Origin of the sequence: Morganella morganii (genome assembly GCF_019242955.1) — a bacterium.
GTDB lineage: Bacteria > Pseudomonadota > Gammaproteobacteria > Enterobacterales > Enterobacteriaceae > Morganella > Morganella sibonii.
Window position 1 is genome coordinate 1,589,335 of the sequence record NZ_CP066129.1, and the last position, 19,369, is coordinate 1,608,703.

General features: G+C 52.3%; 22 protein-coding genes. 15 read left to right on the top strand and 7 right to left on the bottom strand.

The genetic code is table 11. The annotated features are described in order from the left end of the window. Nucleotides 1-101: 101 nt before the first annotated feature. From hisS to der, 4 genes are all read left to right on the top strand, one after another. Nucleotides 102-1,382: a histidine--tRNA ligase gene (gene hisS, locus JC793_RS07170; protein WP_046892495.1), complete on the top strand. Its 1,281-nt coding sequence runs from the start codon at nucleotides 102-104 to the stop codon at nucleotides 1,380-1,382. Between the two features lie 10 nt (nucleotides 1,383-1,392). Further along, nucleotides 1,393-2,010 (top strand): YfgM family protein, encoded by a 618-nt coding sequence (locus tag JC793_RS07175; RefSeq protein ID WP_052927319.1) that lies wholly within the window; start codon nucleotides 1,393-1,395, stop codon nucleotides 2,008-2,010. Nucleotides 2,011-2,024: 14 nt separating this feature from the next. Continuing rightward, nucleotides 2,025-3,197, top strand: coding sequence for an outer membrane protein assembly factor BamB (gene bamB / locus JC793_RS07180; protein ID WP_046892493.1), 1,173 nt, complete (start codon nucleotides 2,025-2,027; stop codon nucleotides 3,195-3,197). A 148-nt stretch (nucleotides 3,198-3,345) separates the two neighbouring features. Then, nucleotides 3,346-4,851 (top strand): ribosome biogenesis GTPase Der, encoded by a 1,506-nt coding sequence (der, locus tag JC793_RS07185; protein WP_112550682.1) that lies wholly within the window; start codon nucleotides 3,346-3,348, stop codon nucleotides 4,849-4,851. A gap of 47 nt (nucleotides 4,852-4,898) precedes the next feature. On the opposite strand, the gene JC793_RS07190 is transcribed toward der, so the two are convergent. Further along, the gene (locus JC793_RS07190) at nucleotides 4,899-5,999 is read right to left on the bottom strand and encodes a M4 family metallopeptidase (protein ID WP_218427957.1); all 1,101 of its coding nucleotides are present in this window, start codon (nucleotides 5,997-5,999) and stop codon (nucleotides 4,899-4,901) included. Nucleotides 6,000-6,099: 100 nt separating this feature from the next. Beyond that, a complete protein-coding gene (hemF, locus tag JC793_RS07195) occupies nucleotides 6,100-7,005 on the bottom strand; it encodes an oxygen-dependent coproporphyrinogen oxidase (protein WP_166707455.1) in 906 nt (301 codons plus the stop codon). Nucleotides 7,006-7,118: 113 nt separating this feature from the next. Here hemF and JC793_RS07200 point away from each other — a divergent pair, with 113 nt between their 5' ends. Beyond that, entirely contained in the window at nucleotides 7,119-7,550 is a 432-nt protein-coding gene (locus JC793_RS07200; RefSeq protein ID WP_127376424.1) for a GNAT family acetyltransferase, read from the top strand. Here JC793_RS07200 and JC793_RS07205 read toward each other — a convergent pair. Further along, the gene (locus tag JC793_RS07205; RefSeq protein WP_166707456.1) at nucleotides 7,547-7,960 is read right to left on the bottom strand and encodes a YgiW/YdeI family stress tolerance OB fold protein; all 414 of its coding nucleotides are present in this window, start codon (nucleotides 7,958-7,960) and stop codon (nucleotides 7,547-7,549) included. The two genes, JC793_RS07200 and JC793_RS07205, sit on opposite strands and share 4 nt — an antisense overlap. A gap of 181 nt (nucleotides 7,961-8,141) precedes the next feature. Here JC793_RS07205 and JC793_RS07210 point away from each other — a divergent pair, with 181 nt between their 5' ends. From JC793_RS07210 to cysM, 8 genes are all read left to right on the top strand, one after another. Next, entirely contained in the window at nucleotides 8,142-8,735 is a 594-nt protein-coding gene (locus tag JC793_RS07210; protein WP_218427959.1) for an RpoE-regulated lipoprotein, read from the top strand. A gap of 102 nt (nucleotides 8,736-8,837) precedes the next feature. After that, nucleotides 8,838-9,734 carry a Dyp-type peroxidase gene (locus JC793_RS07215; RefSeq protein WP_218427961.1) on the top strand — a complete coding sequence of 299 codons (897 nt, stop codon included), beginning with the start codon at nucleotides 8,838-8,840 and terminating at the stop codon, nucleotides 9,732-9,734. Nucleotides 9,735-10,008: 274 nt separating this feature from the next. Beyond that, nucleotides 10,009-10,176, top strand: a complete 168-nt coding sequence (locus JC793_RS07220) for a DUF2933 domain-containing protein (protein ID WP_166707459.1) — start codon at nucleotides 10,009-10,011, stop codon at nucleotides 10,174-10,176. 114 nt (nucleotides 10,177-10,290) lie between these two features. Next, the gene (cysP, locus tag JC793_RS07225) at nucleotides 10,291-11,322 is read left to right on the top strand and encodes a thiosulfate ABC transporter substrate-binding protein CysP (RefSeq protein WP_046892484.1); all 1,032 of its coding nucleotides are present in this window, start codon (nucleotides 10,291-10,293) and stop codon (nucleotides 11,320-11,322) included. Nucleotide 11,323: 1 nt separating this feature from the next. Further along, on the top strand, nucleotides 11,324-12,151 hold the full coding sequence (cysT, locus tag JC793_RS07230; RefSeq protein ID WP_218427963.1) for a sulfate/thiosulfate ABC transporter permease CysT: 828 nt from the start codon (nucleotides 11,324-11,326) through the stop codon (nucleotides 12,149-12,151). After that, complete coding sequence (gene cysW, locus JC793_RS07235) at nucleotides 12,144-12,986, top strand: sulfate/thiosulfate ABC transporter permease CysW (protein ID WP_166707461.1); 843 nt, start codon at nucleotides 12,144-12,146, stop codon at nucleotides 12,984-12,986. Before cysT ends, cysW begins: the two co-directional genes overlap by 8 nt. Continuing rightward, complete coding sequence (locus JC793_RS07240; RefSeq protein WP_218427965.1) at nucleotides 12,976-14,058, top strand: ATP-binding cassette domain-containing protein; 1,083 nt, start codon at nucleotides 12,976-12,978, stop codon at nucleotides 14,056-14,058. Before cysW ends, JC793_RS07240 begins: the two co-directional genes overlap by 11 nt. Nucleotides 14,059-14,136: 78 nt before the next feature. Beyond that, on the top strand, nucleotides 14,137-15,018 hold the full coding sequence (gene cysM, locus JC793_RS07245; protein ID WP_218427967.1) for a cysteine synthase CysM: 882 nt from the start codon (nucleotides 14,137-14,139) through the stop codon (nucleotides 15,016-15,018). A gap of 4 nt (nucleotides 15,019-15,022) precedes the next feature. Here cysM and JC793_RS07250 read toward each other — a convergent pair whose 3' ends face one another. The 4 genes from JC793_RS07250 to JC793_RS07265 form a co-directional block, all read right to left on the bottom strand. After that, complete coding sequence (locus JC793_RS07250; RefSeq protein WP_218427978.1) at nucleotides 15,023-15,475, bottom strand: GNAT family N-acetyltransferase; 453 nt, start codon at nucleotides 15,473-15,475, stop codon at nucleotides 15,023-15,025. 66 nt (nucleotides 15,476-15,541) lie between these two features. Then, nucleotides 15,542-16,117 (bottom strand): class I SAM-dependent methyltransferase, encoded by a 576-nt coding sequence (locus JC793_RS07255; protein WP_166707465.1) that lies wholly within the window; start codon nucleotides 16,115-16,117, stop codon nucleotides 15,542-15,544. Nucleotides 16,118-16,544: 427 nt separating this feature from the next. Continuing rightward, a complete protein-coding gene (locus JC793_RS07260) occupies nucleotides 16,545-16,727 on the bottom strand; it encodes a DUF2526 family protein (protein ID WP_004241466.1) in 183 nt (60 codons plus the stop codon). 82 nt (nucleotides 16,728-16,809) lie between these two features. After that, nucleotides 16,810-17,196, bottom strand: a complete 387-nt coding sequence (locus tag JC793_RS07265; RefSeq protein WP_166707466.1) for a YkgJ family cysteine cluster protein — start codon at nucleotides 17,194-17,196, stop codon at nucleotides 16,810-16,812. 387 nt (nucleotides 17,197-17,583) lie between these two features. Here JC793_RS07265 and JC793_RS07270 point away from each other — a divergent pair, with 387 nt between their 5' ends. Continuing rightward, nucleotides 17,584-18,765 carry a type VI secretion system ImpA family N-terminal domain-containing protein gene (locus JC793_RS07270; protein ID WP_218427980.1) on the top strand — a complete coding sequence of 394 codons (1,182 nt, stop codon included), beginning with the start codon at nucleotides 17,584-17,586 and terminating at the stop codon, nucleotides 18,763-18,765. 28 nt (nucleotides 18,766-18,793) lie between these two features. Then, on the top strand, nucleotides 18,794-19,312 hold the full coding sequence (locus tag JC793_RS07275) for an Hcp family type VI secretion system effector (RefSeq protein WP_166707468.1): 519 nt from the start codon (nucleotides 18,794-18,796) through the stop codon (nucleotides 19,310-19,312). Nucleotides 19,313-19,369: the final 57 nt, after the last annotated feature.

A 19,369-nucleotide genomic window follows, 5' to 3' on the forward strand; every position in this document is an offset into this window, starting at 1 on the left:
GAGATACGGTTTTAAGACGATATATCCGCCTCCCGATATTGCGCCCGCACAGGGTCGCTTTTATAATCGGAAACATATTTCATTGAGTTAAGAGAATTAACGTGGCGACAAAAATCCAATCTGTTCGTGGTATGAATGATTATCTGCCTGCTGATACTGCGGTATGGCAGCGTATTGAAAACACGCTTAAACGCATTCTGACAAGCTACGGGATCAGTGAAATCCGTACGCCGATCGTCGAGCATACCCCCCTGTTTCAGCGCGCCATCGGTGAAGTGACTGATGTTGTTGAAAAGGAAATGTACTCTTTTCAGGACCGCGAAGAAAATGTGAGTTTAACACTGCGGCCGGAAGGAACAGCGGGCTGTGTTCGTGCCGGGATTGAAAAGGGTCTGCTGTATAATCAGGAACAGCGTCTCTGGTATATCGGGCCGATGTTCCGCCATGAGCGTCCGCAGAAAGGCCGTTATCGTCAGTTCCATCAGCTGGGTGCGGAAATTTTCGGCCTGAGCGGCCCGGATATTGACGCCGAGCTGATTATGATGACCGCCCGCTGGTGGCGTGAACTGGGCATTGCGGAGCATGTCACCCTGGAACTGAATTCAATCGGTTCATTGCAGGCGCGTGCAAACTACCGCGAAGCGCTGGTCGCGTTCCTGGAACAGCACAAAGACAAGCTGGATGAAGACTGCAAACGCCGGATGTACACCAACCCGCTGCGTGTGCTGGATTCCAAAGACAAAGTTGTTCAGGAGCTCCTGAACGATGCACCGGCACTGTTTGATTATCTTGATGAAGAATCCAAAACTCACTTTGACGGCCTGTGCGCGATTCTGGATGCTGCCGGTATTCAGTACCGCATCAATCAGCGTCTGGTCCGTGGTCTGGATTACTACAACCGTACCGTGTTTGAGTGGGTAACCACCGCACTGGGCTCGCAGGGGACTGTCTGCGCGGGCGGCCGTTACGACGGGCTGGTAGAGCAGCTCGGCGGTCATAATACCCCGGCGGTTGGTTTTGCGATGGGTCTGGAGCGCATGGTACTGCTGGTGCAGGCTGTGAATCCTGATTTTGTGAGCGAAACAGCGGTGACCGATATTTATCTGGCGTCTTTCGGTGAAGGCAGCCAGGTGGCAGCGATGATGCTGGCGGAACAGATCCGCGACAGCCTGCCGGATGTGCGTATCATGACCAACTACGGCGGCGGCAACTTTAAAAGACAGCTGAGCCGTGCGGATAAAAATGGTGCGCGTATCGCCCTGATTTTAGGTGAGGATGAAATTGCCAACGGGACAGTCACTGTCAAAGAACTGGCCACCGGTGAGCAGCAGACGCTGGCACAGAGCGGGCTTTCCGCTCGTCTGAGCGAACTTTTAGGTTAAGGAGAGACGTGTGGAAGTCTATACCACAGACAATGAACAGGTATCAGCGCTGAAGAATTTCTTTGTTGAAAACGGCAAAGCAATTGCAGCAGGATTGATCATCGGTATCGGCGGTATCGCCGGCTGGAACTATTATCAGTCTCACCAGGTTAGCAAATTACAGGACGCGGCTATTGCCTATGAAACGGCGATCGCGGCAAAAGGCTCTCCGGAGGAGCAGGCTGCCCGTCTGCAGGCCTTTGCGAAGGATGCCAACAATAACTATGGTGCCATCGCCGGTCTTGATCTGGCGATGAAAGCGGTTGACAGCAACGACCTCCCTGCGGCGGAAAATGCCCTGAGTCAGGCGCTGACAAAAACCGATAATGAAGATTTGAAAGATCTGATTAATGCACGTCTGGCCCGCGTACAACTGGGACAGAAAAAACCGGATGCCGCGCTGGCAACCGTTGCGGCAGTAAAAGGGAAAGGCTGGGCGGCTTACGCACAGGATATCCGCGGTGACGCCCTGTTACAGAAAGGGGATGTAAAAGGCGCGCAGGAAGCCTATACCGCCGGTATTCAGAGTGAAGGCGCCGGGACTATCAAATCCGTTATGACATTCAAACTCGATAACTTAGCCGGGTGAGGGGACTATCGATAATGCAACTGCGTAAAACACTGCTGGTGGGATTAGTCGCTTCTGTGCTGCTGGCCGGCTGTTCAAGTGAACAGGATACTATCGTGATGTCACCACTGCCGGAAGTGACAAACCAGTTCACACCGGAAACGGTGTGGGATAAATCCGTCGGTGACGGTATCGGTAAATACTATTCTCACCTTTCCCCTGCATGGGAAGGCAGCAGTATCTATGCCGCAGATCGCAATGGCCTGGTCAAAGCGCTGGATGCTGATTCCGGCGTTGAAATCTGGTCAGTGAACCTGGCAGAAAAAACCGGTTTCTTATCTGCCAGTATCCCGGCGATGTTATCCGGCGGTCTGACCGTTTCCGGTGAACACCTTTATGTGGGTACTGAACGCGGTACGCTGATCGCCCTGAACGCAAATGACGGTGAAATAGCCTGGACGGCAAACGCCGGCGGCGAAGTGCTGTCCCGTCCGGAAGTCAGTGAGGGACTGGTGCTGGTGCATACCGGTAATGGTCTGCTGCAGGCATTCGATACCGCTACCGGCGAACAGCGCTGGAGCCTGAACCTGGATACCCCGAGCCTGTCGGTCCGTGGTGAATCCGCACCTGCCGTGGCAATGGGCGCCGCGTTTGTCGGCGGTGATAACGGCCGTGTCAGTGCGGTTATGCTGGGTCAGGGGCAGCTTATCTGGCAGCAGCGTATTTCGCAGGCTACCGGGACCACCGAAATCAGCCGTCTGAATGACGTGGATATGACGCCGGTTGTTGCTGACGGCCGTGTTTATGCTATCGCTTATAACGGTAATCTGGTGGCGATGGATATGCGCAGCGGGCAGATCCTGTGGAAACGTGATTTCGGCTCAGTGAATGAACTGGTGCTGGATGGCGAATCGCTCTATGTCGTTGATCAGAATGATAACGTCTATGGCCTGCGGGCTGCTGATGGCGTCACTATGTGGTCACAGGATAAATTACTGCACCGTAATCTTTCCGCACCGGAACTCTTTAACGGGTACCTGGTGGTGGGTGATGGTGAAGGTTATCTCCACTGGCTGGATACGTCCAACGGGCAGTTCGTGGCACAGAATAAACTGAGCAGTTCAGGTATTCTCAGCCGTCCGTCAGTTGCCGGTGATAAACTGATGGTACAGGCCCGTGACGGACGCCTGTATTTACTCCGCCGCTGACAGTAAACCGCTGTTTCCGGCATCACTCCGGCAGGGTAACTGACTGCGGAGTGGTTTCATTGACGGCTCCTGAATGACAGGGGCCGTTTCGTCTTTAATCTCCTGTATGGTGCAGGGGATTTTTTCAGTGTTATGAGGCAGTAAAAGCATGATACCTGTCGTTGCTCTGGTCGGGCGTCCCAATGTCGGGAAGTCCACATTATTCAACCGCTTAACGCGTACGCGCGATGCGTTGGTTGCTGATTTCCCCGGCCTGACGCGGGATCGTAAGTACGGTCGTGCAGAGGTTGAGGGACAGGAATTTATTATTATCGATACCGGGGGTATTGACGGTACGGAAGAGGGTGTTGAAACCCACATGGCCGCACAGTCACTGCTGGCGATTGAAGAAGCCGATATCGTGCTGTTTATGGTGGATGCCCGTTCCGGTCTGATGCCTGCGGACAGCGGTATCGCCAAACATCTGCGCAGCCGCGATAACAAAACCACGTTTGTGGTGGCGAACAAAATCGATGGTATCGATCAGGATCTGGCGCTGGGCGAGTTCTATAGCCTGGGTCTGGGCGAAGTGGTGCCTATCGCGGCATCACACGGACGCGGCGTGAGTCAGCTGATCACCCGTGCTCTGGTGCCGTTCTACGGCGAGCCGGAAAGTGAGGATGATGATCGCGAGTTAACCGAAGAAGAAGCTAACGCCGCTTACTGGGAAGAGCAGGAAGCGCTGGCTCAGGCCGCAGAAACGGAAGACGGTGAAGAGGAAGATGATTTCAACCCGATTGATCAGCCGATTAAAATGGCGATTGTCGGGCGTCCGAATGTCGGGAAATCCACACTGACCAACCGTATCCTCGGCGAAGAGCGCGTGGTGGTTTACGATATGCCGGGTACGACCCGCGACAGTATCTATATCCCGATGGAACGTGACGGACGCGAATATATCATTATCGATACAGCGGGTGTGCGTAAGCGCGGGAAAGTCACTGAAACGGTTGAAAAATTCTCGGTCATCAAGACATTGCAGGCCATTGAGGATGCTAACGTGGTGCTGCTGGTTATTGATGCCCGTGAGGGAATCTCAGACCAGGATCTGTCACTGCTGGGCTTTATTCTTAATGCCGGGCGCTCTCTGGTTATCGCCATCAATAAATGGGATGGTATGACCGCAGACGACCGTGATCATGTCAAAGATATGCTGGAACTGCGCCTCGGCTTTGTTGATTTTGCCCGTATCCACTTTATCTCTGCGCTGCACGGCAGTGGCGTCGGTAATCTGTTTGATTCTGTGCAGGAAGCGTATGACTGCGCGACCCGTCGTGTCAGTACCGCACTGGTCACCCGCATTATGAAAATGGCAGCCGACGATCATCAGCCGCCACTGGTGCGCGGTCGCCGTGTCAAACTGAAATATGCGCATGCAGGGGGTTATAACCCGCCGATTATTGTTATCCACGGTAACCAGGTATCGGATTTACCGGATGGCTATAAACGCTACCTGATGAACTATTTCCGTCAGTCACTGAAAGTGATGGGTACGCCTATCCGTATCCAGTTTAAAGAGGGTGAAAACCCGTTTGCGGATAAGAAAAACGTCCTGACAGCGACTCAGTTGCGTAAACGTAAACGCCTGATGTCTCATATTAAGAAAGGGCGTTAACAAAGAAAACCCGCATTTTAATGCGGGTTTTTTATATCTGAATATTATCACGGCTCCAGCCCGACGGCGTGCCAGGCACTCATCAGTACCGCTGCAACTTCCTCATCATAATTATCGCCGGCGACGGTCATGGTCTCGCGGGCAAAAGTCCGGAAATCACACTCCGGCGGCAGATTACCTCTGCGCAGGGTATCAAACCAGATTTGGCCTGCCACTTCCCAGCTGTACCCGCCGAGAGCGGAAGCGAAATGATAAAATGCATGATTCGGGATACCGGAGTAGCAATGCACTCCGCCGTTATCATTTTCCGGGTCATCCGGCAGCTCAACATAATCGCGCATATGTGCCACTTGTTTATCCTTACCAATCACCGGATGGTTATAGGCATTTCCCGGTGAAGATAGTGAACGTAATGCTTTTATGCCGCTCTGTTTATTAAATAATGTTCTGCCGATATGCCAGTCCCCTTGGTGGCTCGCGTGGCGGCGGTGATAATGGCCCAGCATGATGGTAAACACATCACAGACGGATTCATTCAGGGCACCGGACTGATGGCTGTAAGTCAGCGGAGAAAGGTGGTCAATGACGGCATGGGAAAACTCGTGTGTGGCGATATCCAGCTGAGCAAAACTCAGGAACAGCGGGGATTCACTCAGCGGGGCATCACCGGCACCAAAAACGAGGTGAGCACCGTTCCAGAACGCATTGCAATAGCCGCGCCCGTAATGTGTCATGGCAGAGATAGTGGCATTGCTGTCATTGAACGATTTGTAATCAAAAACATCGTCGAAAAAACCGTAAATAATATTAAGGTATTCAAACATATTGTCCGTGTCCGTATCACTGAGAACGGCCGGATAGTGCTGTGTGTTTTTTGCTTTTCTGTCTTCCCGGTAATACAGCGCAGGAACGGTAGTCAGGTTTTTCAGATGCATAACACGGCGGTGTACCGGTAAATGGCATCCGGTTTCTGTCAGAGAGGCATAATTGCACGGCGTGGTGTCTGTGCCGGGCTGGTGGTTGTAACCTAAAAGCTGGTGTATATGCTGATAGCATAACAGCGCTTCTTCATTATTTTCTTCATGAAGCAGCCGTTTCTTCAGAATCCAGGGCGGTAAAAATGAATAGCGCGGGGCGTGTGCTGACATAAGCGGTTCTCCTCTGGTTGGAACCGCTATTTTTACGGGGAAAATACTTACCGCAGCAGACTATCAGCCTGCTTTTCAGTCAGCACACTGTGAATTGATATCAGACCCAGTCCCGCGGGATCAGGAAATCGTCCAGCGCGGCTTCAGGGGAACCGGCCTGCGGCTGGTAATCATATTCCCAGCGCACCAGCGGCGGCATTGACATCAGGATAGATTCTGTCCGGCCGCCGCTCTGTAAGCCGAACAGGGTTCCGCGATCCCACACCAGATTGAACTCAACGTAGCGGCCGCGCCGGTAGAGCTGGAACTGCCGCTCGCGCTCACCATAAGGGACGGAACGGCGTTTCTCCGCGATGGGCAGATAAGCGCGGGTAAAGCCGTTGCCGACAGCCTGAGTAAAGGCAAAGCATTCCTCAAAACCGGGTTTATTCAGGTCATCAAAGAACAGACCGCCGATACCACGGGCTTCATTACGGTGTTTCAGATAAAAATAGTCATCGCACCATTTTTTATAACGCGGCCAGGCATCCTCACCCAGTGGCCGGCAGATATCCCGCGCCACGGTATGCCAGTGTACGGCATCTTCGGCAAACGGATAAAAAGGTGTCAGATCAAAACCGCCACCGAACCACCAGACCGGCTCACATCCGGCTTTTTCAGCCATAAAAAAGCGGACATTAGCGTGCGCGGCTGGCACATACGGATTATGCGGATGCAGCACCAGAGAGACACCCATGGCCTGATAGTGACACCCGGCCAGTTCCGGCCGGTGTGCGGTGGCAGATGGCGGCAGATTATCCCCGCTGACGTGTGAAAAATTGACACCGGCCTGCTCAAACAGTGCGCCGGATTTCAGTACCCGGCTGCGTCCGCCGCCGCCGGACTCCCGCTGCCATTTATCTTCAGTAAACGCCGCACCGCCGTCACTGGCGGCCAGTTGTCCGCAAAGGGAGTCCTGCAATTGAAGGAAAAAATCTTTAACACTGTCACTATCAGGGATATTCATTACATCACGACCATTGAGCTGCGGATAAACTTTAGTATATCATTTTGTTTTTATAAGATATCACACCCGTTCCGTCACGGACACGGGCAGACAACCGGCAGACAGGTAACGGTATGGACATTCGCACATTTCAGCAAGGTGATTTTGAAGAGGTTGTTGCGCTCTGGGAACGCTGTGATCTGGTCACCCCTCCGGATGACCCGGAAACCGTGATCGAGCGGAAAATGGCACATGATCCGGCACTGTTTCTGGTGGCAGAGGTCAACGGTGAAGTGGTGGGTACGCTGCTGGGCGGCTATGACGGATACCGGGGTTATGCCTATTACCTGGCCGTGCATCCGGAGTTTCAGGGGCGGGGAATTGCAAACGCCATGGTGGTGAGACTGGAGAAAAAGCTGCTGGCGCGGGGATGTCCGCAACTGCTGCTGGTGATCCCGGATGACAATACCGCCACGCTGAGTATGTTTGACAAACTGGCTTACGACGAATGTCAGCAGGACAGCCTGACCTACACGAAACGCCTGCTCACCGATCCGGAATATTAACTGCCCGGATTCACCACACTGAGCGCATCGGCAGTCACCACAATCTCATGGCGGTCTTTTTCCATTCCGCCTTCAATACGGATAATATCGTTAGTCGTGATAATCTTTTTTCCCCACAAATCTGCCGGGATTTTTACTTCGACAATACCGCTGTAATCCCCCAGCAGATAGTGTTCCGCTGAAATCTGAGACTGAATATTACCTTCCAGGATCACACGGCTGTTATCCTGCAGATAGGGCAGTTGTTTGATGACAAAACGCTGCGGCGTTTCACATTTGACAGTACTCTGATGATATTCATACGCGGAAAATGACGGCAAAGCAGCAGCAGGCTGAAACCCTGATATACCTGTCAGAACAACTGCTGAAAACAGGTAAAAAGACGATGATGTGAATGTCATTTCAGCCATAGCTTACGACGCCGGTAAATGAGAATGTCGGTGATATGCCGGGACATATCTTATCGGAAACGTTAATTTACTGAATTCGTAAATATACTTATTTCATTAAAGTTATTTGATGTAATAATTCAGAATGAATGTTTTGTCAATTCCGGAGTCTGATATCTGAACCGAATGAAAGGAGCAATGAATGAAGTGTTATCAGGCAATTAAACTGGCCGCCGTGGCCGGTACCGTACTGATGCTGAACGGGTGCAGTTCGTTTTCATGGTCATCATTATCGCCGGTAAGCTGGTTCAGCAGCAGTGCAATGACGATGACGGCACAGGGGGTCGGTGATGTGAATAATCAGACCGCCATGACAGAAAGTGCAATCAGTCAGGGTCTGGACGACAAATACACGCTGCGCGGTGGTATGCAGACAGAGCAGGGTGAGATCGTTAAGATTTTTGAGGGCCGGAAGGATGATAAAACCGTTATCCGGCTGTCCGGGCCGGAAAACGGAACTGTGCAGCGTATTGTCGTCAATGATGCGGATATCCGCACTGAGTGGGATACCGGAACCGGAACACGGTTTTCTGATATCTATCCGCAGGCAGCTGCCGGTGCCTGTACGCTGACATCTGAATTTGACAATGTTGCACAGGTTATCTGTCGTTCACCACAGACCCCGCGTATTTCCTATGTTTTCCGCGGAATCTGGTTTGGTCCTGAAACACTGATGCCGTCAGATGATATTCTGAAAAACTGGACAGTCAGTTATATCGTCTGGGCAAATAAATAACCCGCAATGACAGATGAACTTGCGGAATAGCAATGTAATTCCGTGTCAGTGATTTATGATAAGGCCATTTCCTGATCAGACTGACGATGCAAAGGGAGCAATATGTCACAAGCACAAAGCGGTATTCTGCCGGAACACTGCCGTTTCGGTATTTTTATTGAAGCAAACACGAAAGATGATTTACCGGCAATCCGGCGCGGTTGTCAGATTTTCCTGGCGGCACTGAAAAAATTACAGGCACAATTTGCCTCTGATCAGCTGAGTGCGACAGTGGCATTCGGTCATGATCTGTGGCGTCAGCTGGGCAGTGAGAGCAGTGCGCCGGAACTGAAAAACTTCCGTGAACTGGGGCGCGGTCTGGCACCGGCCACTCAGTATGATTTACTGATCCACATTCATTCTCAGCGTCATGATATCAACTTCTCGCTGGCACAGGCGGCGGTGGCGGCATTTGCCGGTGCGGTTGATATTCAGGGTGAAACACACGGTTTCCGCTGGACAGAAGAGCGCGACCTGAGCGGTTTCATTGACGGTACTGAAAACCCGGAAGGGGAAGAGCGTCCGGATGTGGCACTGATCGCGGATGGAGAAGATGCGGGCGGCAGTTATATCCTCACACAGCGCTGGGCGCACAGCCTGAATAAATGGACGCGTTTTTCTGAAGAACAGCAGGAAAAGATGATTGGCCGCACCAAAGCGGACAGTACCGAGCTGGATGAGAATGTGCGTAATGTAACGTCTCATGTGTCGCGTGTGGTCATTGAGGAGGAGGGCGAAGAACTTTCCATTCTGCGCCAGAGCCTGCCGTACGGTACTGCCAGTGGTGAGCACGGACTGTTCTTTATCGCGTACTGTGGTCGCCTGCACAATATTGAGCAGCAACTGCTGAGTATGTTCGGTGAAACTGACGGCAAATTTGATGATCTGCTGCGTTTCAGTAAACCGAAAACAGGTGCTTACTATTATGCGCCGTCGCTGGAACAGCTGAGCGCGCTGTAAGCGGATGTCACTTTAAGTCCGGAACCGGCTGATAACGGGCAAAAACGAAAAGTCGCTGTGAATACATCCCTGTAAGCTCAGGCGCGCCATCCATGGCGCGCATGCTTTTCGTTTCCTTTGCCCGTTATCACCGTTGTACCTGCTCCGTGGTGCTGCACATTTTCACACCTGTCTTTATCCTTACAAAAACAAAGGCTAAATGACACTATTCCGCTGTACCTTCCCCTGAGGGCACCCCCTATCCTGCAGGTATCAACCACACAGGAGGTTCCCCATGTACGAATTTTTCAGAGAAAACTGGTTTCTGCTGATGTTACTGATTTGCCCGCTGATGCACTTCTTTATGCACAGAGGACACGGTTCACACGGCAGTTGTGATCACAATCAGCATAATGAAAAAGCATCAGCAAAGCAGGAAGAAAAGAAACATATCGATGCATAATATCCGGAAGGAAATAATCACTATATATAATTCCATAATGGTATAAGTAAATGGCTTGTATCACTTTACTGATATATGCACACTGACCGGAGTTCCCTGAAACGCATCATCATAATGAGGTTCTCCGCCGTGAAACTGTCTGCCAACGCTGTATTACCTGCCGGTCTGCTGCTCCTCTCTGCGGTATGGAGTGGCGCCGCCGGTGCTGCTCAGCTGCTGAACAGCTCCTATGATATTGCCCGTGAGTTGTTCACGGACATTAACCCGTTGTTTGAAAAACAGTGGAATGCGGAACACCCGGATGATCCGCTGACTATCCGCCAGTCGCACGGCGGCTCCTCAAAACAGGCCCTGGCGATATTACAGGGACTGCGGGCAGATGTGGTCACTTATAACCAGGTAACAGATGTGCAGATTCTGCATGATAAAGGAAACCTGCTGGCGGCTGACTGGCAGGCCCGTCTGCCGAATAACAGTTCTCCGTATTATTCCACCATGGCTTTTCTGGTACGCAAAGGAAACCCGAAACAGATAAAAGACTGGGATTCCCTGCTGCGTGATGATGTGAAAATCGTCTTCCCGAATCCGAAAACCTCCGGTAACGGCCGCTATACTTACCTGGCTGCGGAGGGTTTCTGGCAGCAGAAAAACGGTAAAAACAGTGCTAAAACGCAGGAGCAGATGAAAAAATTCCTCAGTAATGTCGCGGTATTTGATACCGGCGGCCGCGGAGCCACCACGTCATTTATCGACCGCGGGCTGGGAGATGTGCTGATCAGTTTTGAATCAGAAGTGAATAATATCCGCAATGAATATGGCGCTGATGATTACGATGTTATCGTTCCGGCATCGAATATTCTGGCGGAATTTCCGGTGGCGCGGGTGGATAAAAACACGGAAAAAAATGGCACTCAGGCCGTTGCTGATGCGTATCTGACTTTCCTGTACAGCCCGGCTGCGCAGGCAAAAATGACTCAGTTTAATTACCGTGTTACCGACCCGGATGTAATGGCGGCGACCAAAGGACAATTTCCGCCGGTCACGCTGTTTAAAGTGGAAGATCAGTTTGGTTCATGGTCTGAAGTGATGAAAAGTCGTTTTAATTCAGGCGGTGAATTTGACACTCTGATGGCTCAGGGACGCTGATATGGTAAGGCGGGTATTGCCGGGATTCGGCCTATCCCTCGGGTTTACCCTGCTTTACAGCGGGCTGATCCTGCTGCTGCCCCTCACCGCGCTGGTATTACAGCTGTCACAGATGAGCTGGGCGCAGTACTGGCAGGTGATCACCGGTCCGCAGGTGGTTGCCGCCTATAAAGTCACGCTGCTCGCTGCGCTGGCCGCCAGTCTGTTCAATGCTGTTTTTGGTGTGCTGATGGCCTGGATTCTGACCCGCTACCGCTTTCCCGGCCGCCGTATTCTCGACGGCCTGATGGATCTGCCCTTTGCACTGCCCACCGCGGTAGCGGGGCTGACACTCGCCACACTGTTTGCCCCCAACGGCTGGTACGGCCGTTTTTTTGACTCATTTAATATCACGGTGGTGAATACCTGGATTGGTATTGCTGTCGCGATGATGTTTACCAGTATTCCGTTTGTTGTCCGCACGGTACAGCCGGTGCTGGAAACCCTGAAACCGGAATATGAGGAAGCGGCAGAAACGCTGGGTGCTTCGCGTTTTCAGATATTCTGCCGTGTGATCTGGCCGGAAATTGCGCCTGCCGCCCTGGCGGGCACCGTTTTATCGTTTACCCGCAGTCTCGGTGAGTTCGGCGCGGTGATTTTTATCGCCGGTAATCTGGCGTGGCAGACGGAAGTGGTATCGTTCCTGATTTTTGTCCGTTTGCAGGAATTTGAATATCCGGCAGCAGCAGCTATTGCCTCTGTGGTGCTGATGACATCACTGGTGCTGCTGCTGGCGGTGAATATCATCCAGAGCCGCGCCGGGTTGCGCACAGGCAGGTCACATGGCTGATTCATTGCGCCGCAGGCGTTTCCCGTGGCAGAAATGGCTGCTGATTGGCGCCGGTCTGCTGCTGACGTTTGTGATCCTGATTGTTCCGCTGATATGGATTTTTGTCACCGCGTTATCTGACGGTATCGGTGGTGTGGTCCGGGCGCTGGCGGAGGCGGATATGCTGCATGCTATCTGGCTGACGCTGATTGTGGCGCTGATCACCGTACCGGTGAATCTGATTTTCGGCACACTGCTGGCGTGGCTGGTGACACGGTTCCGTTTTCCCGGCCGTCAGTTACTGCTGACACTGGCGGATCTGCCGTTTGCGGTATCGCCGGTGATTGCCGGGCTGCTTTACCTGCTGCTGTACGGCTCGAACAGCTGGCTTGGCGGTTTTCTGGAAAGCTCGCTGGATACCCAAATCATGTTTGCGCTGCCGGGGATTGTGCTGGTGACTATTTTTGTGACCTGTCCCTATGTGGTCAGAGAACTGGTGCCGGTGATGCTCAGTCAGGGCGCGCAGGAGGAAGAGGCTGCTGTGCTGCTGGGAGCCCGTGCGTGGCAGATTTGGTGGCGGGTGACGCTGCCGAATATCCGCTGGCCGTTGTTTTACGGTGTGATACTGACCAATGCCCGTGCTATCGGGGAGTTTGGTGCGGTCTCGGTGGTTTCCGGGGCGATTCGCGGGGAAACGTTCACTTTGCCGCTGCAGGTGGAATTATTGCATCAGGATTATCAGACGGTGGCGGCGTTTACCGCATCCGGGCTGCTGGCGCTGATGGCTGTTGTGACCTTATGCATTCGTCACGGCGTGATGGCATATCAGGGATACCGGAGGAAATATGAGCATTGAGATCCGTCATCTGACACATCATTTCGGCGCAGAGCCGGTATTGCAGGATATCTCGCTGTCGGTGGCGGACGGTGAAATGGTGGCGTTACTGGGGCCGTCCGGCTCCGGAAAAACCACACTGCTGCGCATTATTGCCGGACTGACGCCTCACACCGCCGGTGAACTGTATATCAGCGGTGAGGAAGTCTCCGGGATGGCCGCCGGTGAGCGCCGTGCCGGGTTTGTATTCCAGCACTATGCGTTGTTCCGGCATATGACGGTGTTTGACAATATCGCGTTCGGGCTGACCGTTCTGCCGCGTAAAACACGGCCGTCAAAAACGCAGATCCGCGATAAAGTGATGTCACTGCTGGAAAAAATTCAGATGCCGCACCTGGCGGATCGGTATCCGGCGCAGCTTTCCGGAGGGCAGCAGCAGCGGGTGGCACTGGCCAGAGCGCTGGCGGCGGAGCCGCGTATCCTGCTGCTGGATGAGCCGTTCGGTGCACTGGATGCCGGGGTGAGAACCGAACTGCGCCGCTGGCTGCGTCAGCTGCATCAGTCGCTGGGATTCACCGCTGTGTTTGTGACACACGATCAGGAAGAAGCACTGGAAGTGGCCGATCGTATCGTGGTAATGCGCAGCGGGCATATAGAGCAGGTCGCGGCACCGGAAAGCCTCGGCAATGATGATAGTAACCGTTTTGTGACGGAATTTCTTGGTCAGATAAATATTTTCCGCGGTGATATCGGTACTGACGGTGTGGTACGGGTCGGCGGTGTGCATCAGCCGGTTACCGCGCTGACGGCCGGTTCCGGGCCGGTGGCCGTATTTGTGCGCCCGTGGTCGCTGACACTGAAACATACGTTTTCAGCAGATGCGGTTGCCGCACGGATAGTGACGCTCCGTTCACACGGTCACTACCGTACTGCGGTGGTGACCACGGAAGCCGCAGAAGATGAAGTGACGGTGATATTACCGCCGGACACCCGCGCTGCTGCCGGTGATTCTGTCTGGCTGACTATCAGAGAGCTGCGGCTGTTCCGCGGTGAACACGAACTGGCACTGCTGCCGCAGGCGCAGTGCGCATGAACATGAGAATAAATCCGGTTGCATATTGCCTTGCTGCGGCGGTATGGTTTCAGTTTACGGCTCAGGAGGCTGAATAACGTGGCATCTATCAGTAATGGTATCGGTAATACCCCGCTTTTCCGGCTTGCCCGGCTGGGGGAAGAGTACGGTGCGGAAATCTGGATCAAACCGGAAGGCAATAACCCCGGCGGCTCGGTAAAAGATCGTGCGGCGAAAAGTATGATTGAAGGCGCTGAACAGCGCGGGGAAATTCGTCCCGGCGACACGCTGATTGAAGCCACCAGCGGCAATACCGGTATTGCACTGGCGATGATTTCCGCCATACGCGGATACAAATTAAAACTGCTGATGCCGGAAAATATGAGTGCCGAACGTCAGGCCGCCATGAAGGCGTACGGTGCGGAACTGGTGCTGGTCAGCCGGGCGCAGGGCATGGAAGGTGCACGGGATCTGGCGCGGCAGATGGCAGCGGACGGGGAGGGCTATGTGCTCGATCAGTTTAATAACCCCGATAATCCGCTGGCCCACTACCGGACAACCGGTCCGGAGATCTGGCAGCAGACCGGTGGCCGTATCACACATTTTGTTTCCGCGATGGGCACCACCGGCACCATCACCGGGGTGGCGCGTTACCTGAAAGAGGTCGCGCCGCAGGTGAATATCACCGGTCTGCAACCGGCGGAAAACAGCCAGATTCCGGGGATACGGCGCTGGTCACCGGGGTATCTGCCGGGTATTTTTCAGCCGCAGCTGGTGGATGATATTCTGGATATCACCCAGCAGGACGCGGAGAACACCATGCGTCAGCTTGCACAGCAGGAAGGTATTTTCTGCGGGGTCAGCTCCGGCGGGGCGGTGGCCGGTGCGCTGAGGATTGCGAAAGAAAAACCGGGAGCGGTGATTGTGGTTGTTATTTGCGATCGCGGTGACCGTTATCTCTCAACCGGTGTCTTCGGCTGAGACATCATCCCGCTGTTTTGCCGGTATATTTCATGTGCAGCAGCGGGAACGGGTTTCCCTCACCATCCAGTTCAGAACGGCCTGTCTGTATAAAGCCCATATGGCGGTAAAAACCGGCGCCCTGCGGGTTTTGTTCATTCACATCCAGCTCATCGGCCTGTAACTGCTCAATTGCATAATTCAGCAGGAATTTACCGGTGCCTTTGCCGCGAATTGCCGCATCCGCAAACAGCATCTCAATCCGGTTTCCGTCTGTGCCGAGGAAGCCGTGAATCTCTCCGTTTTCATCCTGAGCCATCACCACATTCAGGTTCGGCAGATAGGTATTCAGCAGCAGCGGACGCAGCTTTTCAATATCAGCCTCACCTAAAAAATCATGTGTGGCGCGGACGGATGATTCCCAGATAGCCACAAGGCGCGGAAAATAAGCCGGTTTTGCAGGAATGACAGTTAACATAATAACCTGTAAATCAGAGGTATTGAGATGGCAGGTGTCCCGGTATGGAGGGACACCTGCGTATGATCAGTTATTGGTATGACGTCTTTTAGGGGTACAGATATACACCCACGCCGGCGGAACGTTAAACATCACACGCTCTTTGCGGAAATGGAAATAGCGGTGCAGGTATTTCTCAAACTTGGTGGTGTACTGAAACAGAATAAACTGTCCGTTACTGATTTCAAGATTGTCACGTACTGCTTTCAGAATACGCAGCCCGACCCGGCGGTCAATAGACAGGAACGGCAGGCCGGAAAAAATCACATTATACGGGTGGTTCAGTTTTTCCGCCGAGTCCGAAAAAATCCCCAGACGGCTGTCCTGAAATTTATTCAGCAGACTGACAAAATACGGATCAATCTCGTAGGCATCCAGTTTTGCCTGCGGATTCATCTGATCCAGAATCTGACGGGTGATAACCCCGGTACCGGCACCCAGTTCAGCAAAATGCTGAACACCGTTCCAGTCGACGTGGCGGACCATTGCACGACACAGCCAGCGTGATGAGGGGGTAATGGTTCCCATGGTTGCCGGAGACGCAATAAATTTTTTAATGTACGCGTAATAGCTCAGTAGCGGTGAATAGTTTGATACTTCCATAATAAGCATTCCTTACAAACCCGGCAGATGTTCAGCAAAACAGAACACAACATACAACGCACGTTTAAATGGTCACGTCGGTGAAACATATTCAATATCATATGCTGATTATTCCCTTTCCTCTATAGATAAATAAGGTATTTTTTAGCAGAGAATAAAATGATAAATTTCATAAAACTGTAATATAAAACAATAATATACTGTGTCTTATTTTCGGTTTTTAATTAATGGGCAGATAAGATTGATTTGTTATAAATAATAATCAGATGAATGAATAAGGTAGCTGACAGGAAAAGAATAGCGGATTAAGCGGCCGTTAGTACAGGGATGACAGCGATTTTTGCAAAAGCTGACATTAACGGAATAAACATGACACTCCGCACCGGCATATTATGCTGAATAAAAGCCGGTACGGAATAAGAATTAACTAGTGATGTATTTTTCCGTGATCCATTATCGCCTGACGGAGGCGTTGCTGTAACTCATAACGCTGTTCATACGGCAGCGGGTTACTGTCACCCAGGCTGACCATCAGTTCATTCATTTCAGTGATACTGTTGCTCTCAATGGCTTTTTCCACATCAGCAACACTTTGTGCATAATCGCTCATACGGCTGTCCTTATTCAGTCTGATTTTAATGCTGCTATCCTACCTGAACAGCCGTAAAAACGTTAGTGCAAAACGGCGGTGCTCAGGCGGCGTGATCATTATGCCGGGATGGCGGTTCCAGCGGAGGCAGGCCGTGTGCGGCTCTTGCCCGGTCACAGGCGGCATTGTGCACACCGCTGACCCATGACTGATCAAATTCACGGCAGGGGGACGGACGCTGTGTGTAGATACTGCATGCCACACACTGACCGACTTCCCCCTGAAGATTGATACAGCGCGGGGATTTCTGATCTGTACCTTTCATACAGGCCATAAAATCATTCACTTTTTCTGTCATCTCTGCCGGTACCACACCGCCCGTGATATCCATTTCTCCGTGATAAAATGAGACCCGGAAATAGGCACAGCATGCCCCGCACTGCATACAGGGATTGGTGTCCGCATCAGTAAACGCAATTACATTACTCATGATAGTTAGCCACATTATGCAAACGCGGTGATAATTTCACCGCCGACCGAGTTTTGTCCTGAATAAATCTTCAGGGCGGATTATTGTTTTTATTTTACCGCTGAAATTCATCAAAAATAAACAGCAACAGATCACAAAATAATGGGTAAAGCTAAAATAATAAGTCTGCTAATAAAGGATGATCAGGATTATTATCTGATATTTAAGCTAATTTTCTGTTTTTAAAAGATAAAGTAAATTCAGTGCCGACGGTGTTCTCCTGCACAATCTGCTGCCGCAGTCTGGCGCAAAGCTAAAAAAATCAATGAAGTTGCTGACAGTGGTAATCCTTTCAATATGGTTTACTTTCCGCATCGGAAAACAGGCTCGGAAAGTAAAGGGAAAGGTATGCCATTGTCTCAGGATGAGCAGAAAGCACTGTGGTTGCCCGTCTGTGAAACACAGCCGCAGGGGGAGTATTTAAAAGCAGACAGTGCCCGTTACCGGCCGCTGCGTAATCTGTTCAATATCGCCCAGTCTTCACTGCGCCGCCTGTTACAGCAAACCGATGAGGACAGCAGGGTGCAGCACCGGCAGCAGATGCTTGCCGATCAGACCGCACTGGCGGATGCGCTGTTTCCGGTTCTGGCAGATACTGCCCGTGATATCAGTCTTTCCGGCTGGTATCTCTGGTGTCAGATTTTACAGGACCCGTCTCTCTGCGCCCTTGAGCAGTCTCTTGCCTGGTTCTCTGTCCAGATGACAGAGCGCTGGGAACACCTGCCGCCGCAACATACGGAAGACCCGCAGGCAGAGCAGATAAAATTACAGGAACTGAGTCTGATTTTGGGCACCGGTACCGAAAATTGTTTGTTTTACAGTGCGGTATTACTGTTGCCGGTGGCGGATGACATCCCCTATTACCATTATCTGCAATGTCAGCACCGCGGAGCGCTGCCGGATCTCCCGGCGCGCTCTGAAGAAGCCCGGACAGATGCCCGTCAGCGCATTGATATGCTGACACAGTGCCTGGCGCACTTACAGCCGCTGGCTGCATTTTTTGCGGCACGAAGCGCTGCCGGCACAGTACATCCCGCCTTTTTTACCGAATTACTGACCGGTTACCGCAGCGCTGTGATGGCTGTCAGCGGTCTGCCGTTGTCAGCACCACCGGTAACGGATGTACAGCCGGAATCTCCGCCGCAAAAACCGGTATCGCCGGCAGCGGGACAGACCGCCCGCCCGGATTTTCCGGCACTCAGTCAGCGTAATCATCATAACCGTGATACGGCACTGCGGCAGTTGCGCGAAATTTCACGCTATTTCAGAGACAGCGAACCTCACAGCCCGATCTCCTACCTGCTGGAAAAAGCCATCCGCTGGGGACAGATGTCTCTGGCCGGGCTGTGGCAGGAAATATTACTGGAAGACAACAGTACACTGCTGGACCGGATTTTTTCACTGACCGGTCTGAATGACATGCAGATGACGGAATTGCCGGAGCCGGAAAGCGGTATATCCGGTACGGCATCCGCAGATGAAAACCCGACCTTACCGGCAGAGCGCGGTAATACCGCACTGCGCTGGTAATTATTACACACACATAATAAGGATAGTTATGGCAAGTATTTATATGCGAATTGATGGCGTTGATATTAAAGGCGGCGCAACAGTTATCGGCCTGGACGGCACAAACTGGTTTGCGGTGGATTCTTACAGCTGGGGAGGTTCCCGCAATGTGGCGATGGATATCGGTAACGGCAATAACGCCGATTCCGGTATGGTCGCGATTCAGCCGGTCAGTGTGGCAAAACAGATTGATGGTGCATCGGAAGATCTGCTTTCTTTCCTGTTTAATCCGGGTAAAGAAGGTAAAACGGTGGAAATCGCCTTTACCAAACCGGAAGCTGACGGTTCCGGCGCATCGGTGTATTTCCAGATCAAACTTTCTCATGCCCGCCTGACCGGTTACAACGTCAGCGGTTATGACGGCGCACAGCCGCATGAAATGATCACGTTCTCCTATGTGGAGATTTCACAGAAACATTCCTATGAACTGGAAGGCGGTGAGCTGAAAGAGGGCGGTATTGTTACCTACAACCTGCCGCAGGGCAAACTGCTGTCCGGCGCGAAATAATACTGAACGGGAAGCCTGAGGGCTTCCCGTTTTCTTGATAACCGCAGGAAAATTGTT